Raw genomic sequence first — 3718 nt, 5'->3', positions numbered from 1 at the left:
ATAATAAAAAAAGAAAATGAGTAACACATATAATTTAAACCATTTACTGATATATGAAAGTATTATCTAAGCTTCATATTTAACTTTAATCAATTTAACGGCGTATTTTTAATTTGTTTTATTTGGCAAAAATAGGGTTTGTATCCGAAATTGCACTTGATTTAGGGTAACTTCAATTGAGTTTGGTTGAGTAGTAAAACTTAGAGGAAGCCTTGTGCAAACAGCTTTTGTTAGAAATGTTAATAAATAATTGTTACAAATTAGTTCAAAATAAATCAAATCCAAGTGATTTCTCTTAAGCCTTGCAAACAAAGGCCTCAAGGCCATTTTATGGATACACGCCATTATCGAACCAAATGTATCCGGGTTTGTATCCGAAATTGTACTTGATTTGGGGTGATTTCAGTTGAACTCGGTTGACAAGAAAAACTCATTGCAAGCCTTATCTGAAAAGGCTTTAGACATAAAAAAACCTGCTAGAAGCAGGTCTTAGAATTTGGTGATTGGTGCCCGGACGCGGAATCGAACCACGGACACGGGGATTTTCAATCCCCTGCTCTACCGACTGAGCTATCCGGGCAACAATGGATGCACATTAAACACGATTTGTAATTGCCAGTCAATCCCTTTTGTAAAATTTTTTAAAAAATATTTATTACTTGGTTGAAAATTAGCTAATCATCTTCATGTTAATAGCTAATTTCTAATATTATCCCTTTGTGCTTATAGGAATTGTTATATGCGATTTGTTGGTTTTATTCTCTTTTTTATTTATGTTTATTTTGAAATCAGTGTTTTTATAGCTGTTGCAAATTCAATTGGTGTTTTACTTGCATTAATCTGTATTATTGCAACGTCAATTCTTGGTTTTTCATTAGTTAAAACACAAGGCTTGAAAAATCTAAGTATTATGCAACAAAAAATCGCCAATAATCAAAGTGCTAAAGCTGAAATTATAAAAAGTGTATCTTTGCTTTTTTCTGGTTTTTTCTTACTTATTCCTGGTTTCTTAACTGATATTGTTGGCGCAATTTTATTAATTCCCCGTGTTCAAGATTATATTGTAGAATTTATAGTTCGAAAAATACCGATGAGATTTCAATTTTCATCATCGCAAACACATTATCAAGACAGTGATATTATTGAAGGTGAATTCAAACGTAAAGATGATTAATAAATAATCAATTAGACTTTTTTTAGTTTTCTTCCCTTGAAGAATTTGAAATTGCCCCCATATAGTTTGCACTACATTTGAAAATCATAATTGCATGATTTATTGATAATAATTGTTTTAATTAAAATTAGTGTTAGGAGATAACTAATGAAAATTCGTCCATTGCATGATCGCGTGATCATTAAACGCAAAGAAGTAGAATCAAAATCAGCGGGTGGTATCGTGTTAACAGGTTCAGCTGCTGGTAAATCAACACGAGGTGAGGTTTTAGCTGTTGGTAATGGTCGCATTTTAGAAAATGGTCAAGTACAGCCATTAGATGTGAAAGTGGGAGATATCGTAATTTTTAACGAAGGATATGGCGTTAAAACAGAAAAAATCGATAACGAAGAAGTGCTTATCTTATCAGAAAGCGATATTTTAGCCATTGTTCAAGCATAACTGGCAAATAATTAAACTATAGACAGAATTTAGGAGAAATACGAAGATGGCAGCTAAAGATGTAAAATTTGGTAACGATGCTCGCATCAAAATGCTTCAAGGTGTTAATGTATTAGCCGATGCAGTTAAAGTAACTTTAGGTCCAAAAGGGCGTAATGTAGTATTAGATAAATCATTTGGCGCACCAACTATTACTAAAGATGGGGTTTCTGTTGCTCGTGAAATCGAATTAGAAGATAAATTCGAAAATATGGGTGCACAAATGGTTAAAGAAGTGGCTTCAAAAGCAAACGATGCAGCGGGTGACGGTACAACCACTGCTACTGTACTTGCTCAAGCAATTGTTAATGAAGGTTTAAAAGCTGTTGCTGCTGGTATGAATCCAATGGATTTAAAACGCGGTATTGATAAAGCCGTTGTTGCAGCTGTTGAAGAACTTAAAAAATTATCTTCTCCTTGTGCTGACTCTAGAGCAATTGCACAAGTTGGTACCATTTCAGCTAACTCTGATGAAACCGTTGGTACTTTAATTGCTCAAGCAATGGAAAAAGTAGGCAAAGAAGGTGTTATTACTGTTGAAGATGGTACAGGTTTACAAGATGAGCTTGATGTTGTTGAAGGTATGCAATTTGATCGTGGTTACTTATCACCATACTTCATTAACAAACCTGAAACAGCAACAGTTGAATTAGATAGCCCATATATTTTATTAGCTGATAAAAAAATCTCTAATATTCGTGAATTATTGCCAGTGCTTGAAGCGGTCGCTAAAGCAGGTAAATCATTATTAATTATTGCGGAAGATGTTGAAGGCGAAGCATTAGCGACTTTAGTTGTAAATACTATGCGCGGTATTGTTAAAGTTGCAGCTGTTAAAGCACCTGGTTTTGGTGATCGTCGTAAAGCTATGTTACAAGATATTGCAATCTTAACTGCTGGTACTGTAATTTCAGAAGAAATTGGTTTAGAGCTTGAAAAAACAACACTTGAAGATTTAGGTCAAGCTAAACGCGTTGTTATCAATAAAGACAATACAACCATTATTGATGGCGTTGGTGAAGAGTCTTTAATTAAAGCGCGTGTTGAACAAATTCGTAAACAAATCGAAGAATCAACTTCTGATTATGATAAAGAAAAACTTCAAGAACGCGTTGCTAAATTAGCTGGCGGTGTTGCCGTAATTAAAGTTGGTGCAGCAACTGAAGTTGAAATGAAAGAGAAGAAAGCGCGTGTAGAAGATGCGTTACACGCTACTCGTGCAGCAGTTGAAGAAGGTGTTGTTGCTGGTGGTGGTGTTGCTCTTGTTCGTGCTGCATCAGCGATTTTAGAACTTAAAGGTGCTAACGAAGATCAAAACGTAGGTATAAAAGTGGCTCTTCGTGCAATGGAAGCGCCATTACGTCAAATCGTGACTAACTGTGGTGAAGAAGCATCAGTTGTGGTTAATGCGGTTAAAGGTGGCAAAGGTAACTATGGTTACAATGCTTCAACTGAAGAGTATGGTGATATGATTGCAATGGGCATCTTAGATCCAACTAAAGTAACTCGTAGTGCATTACAATACGCAGCGTCTGTTGCCGGTCTTATGATTACTACTGAATGTATGGTTACTGATTTACCTAAAGATGATAAAGCTGATTTAGGTGCTGCTGGTGGTATGGGCGGCATGGGTGGTATGGGCGGAATGATGTAATCTCATCTGTTGCTACTCCTTAAACTTATCAATATAAACCACTCGTTCATGCGAGTGGTTTTTTCTTATTAATTTCTTTCCTTATTTGTACCAAATAAAACAAATTAAAAATATGCCGTTAAATTGATTAAAGTTAAATATAAAGCTTGATAATACTTTCATATGTCAGTAAATGGCTTAAATTATATGTGTTGCTCATTTTCCTTTTTTATTATCAATAGCAGTTTTACTTGTCAAAATAAACTGTTAAATAGATAATAACATGATGAAAAGATGGCATTTGTCTTTTCTATAGGAGTAAATTAATTATTCCAAACTTTCTCCTTTTCATTTGAAATAGGATTTAAAATAGCTAAATAATAAGGAAAAAAACAATGAGTGTATCTTCTAAGAGAAAAGTAACTAGTACC

The 3718-nt window shown here is 34.3% G+C and carries 3 protein-coding genes and 1 tRNA gene; 3 read left to right on the top strand and 1 reads right to left on the bottom strand.

Annotated elements, in window-relative coordinates; all coding sequences use genetic code 11:
• Positions 1–504 precede the first annotated feature (504 nt).
• Positions 505–580: transfer RNA gene (locus A9G30_RS10295), tRNA-Phe, on the bottom strand.
• Between the two features lie 159 nt (positions 581–739).
• On the opposite strand from A9G30_RS10295, the gene A9G30_RS10290 reads away from it, so the two are divergent.
• The 3 genes from A9G30_RS10290 (at position 740) to groL (ending at position 3308) form a co-directional block, all read left to right on the top strand.
• On the top strand, positions 740–1174 hold the full coding sequence (locus A9G30_RS10290) for an FxsA family protein (protein WP_065588899.1): 435 nt from the start codon (positions 740–742) through the stop codon (positions 1172–1174).
• Between the two features lie 147 nt (positions 1175–1321).
• On the top strand, positions 1322–1615 hold the full coding sequence (locus tag A9G30_RS10285; protein ID WP_034915350.1) for a co-chaperone GroES: 294 nt from the start codon (positions 1322–1324) through the stop codon (positions 1613–1615).
• Positions 1616–1661: 46 nt separating this feature from the next.
• Positions 1662–3308, top strand: coding sequence for a chaperonin GroEL (gene groL, locus A9G30_RS10280; RefSeq protein WP_065568239.1), 1647 nt, complete (start codon positions 1662–1664; stop codon positions 3306–3308).
• Positions 3309–3718 lie beyond the last annotated feature (410 nt).

The sequence above is a fragment of the Gilliamella sp. Fer4-1 genome, from assembly GCF_001690515.1.
GTDB lineage: Bacteria > Pseudomonadota > Gammaproteobacteria > Enterobacterales > Orbaceae > Gilliamella > Gilliamella apicola_C.
The sequence above is the reverse complement of the archived record's forward strand: the minus strand, read 5'-3'. Positions and strand labels throughout refer to the sequence as shown.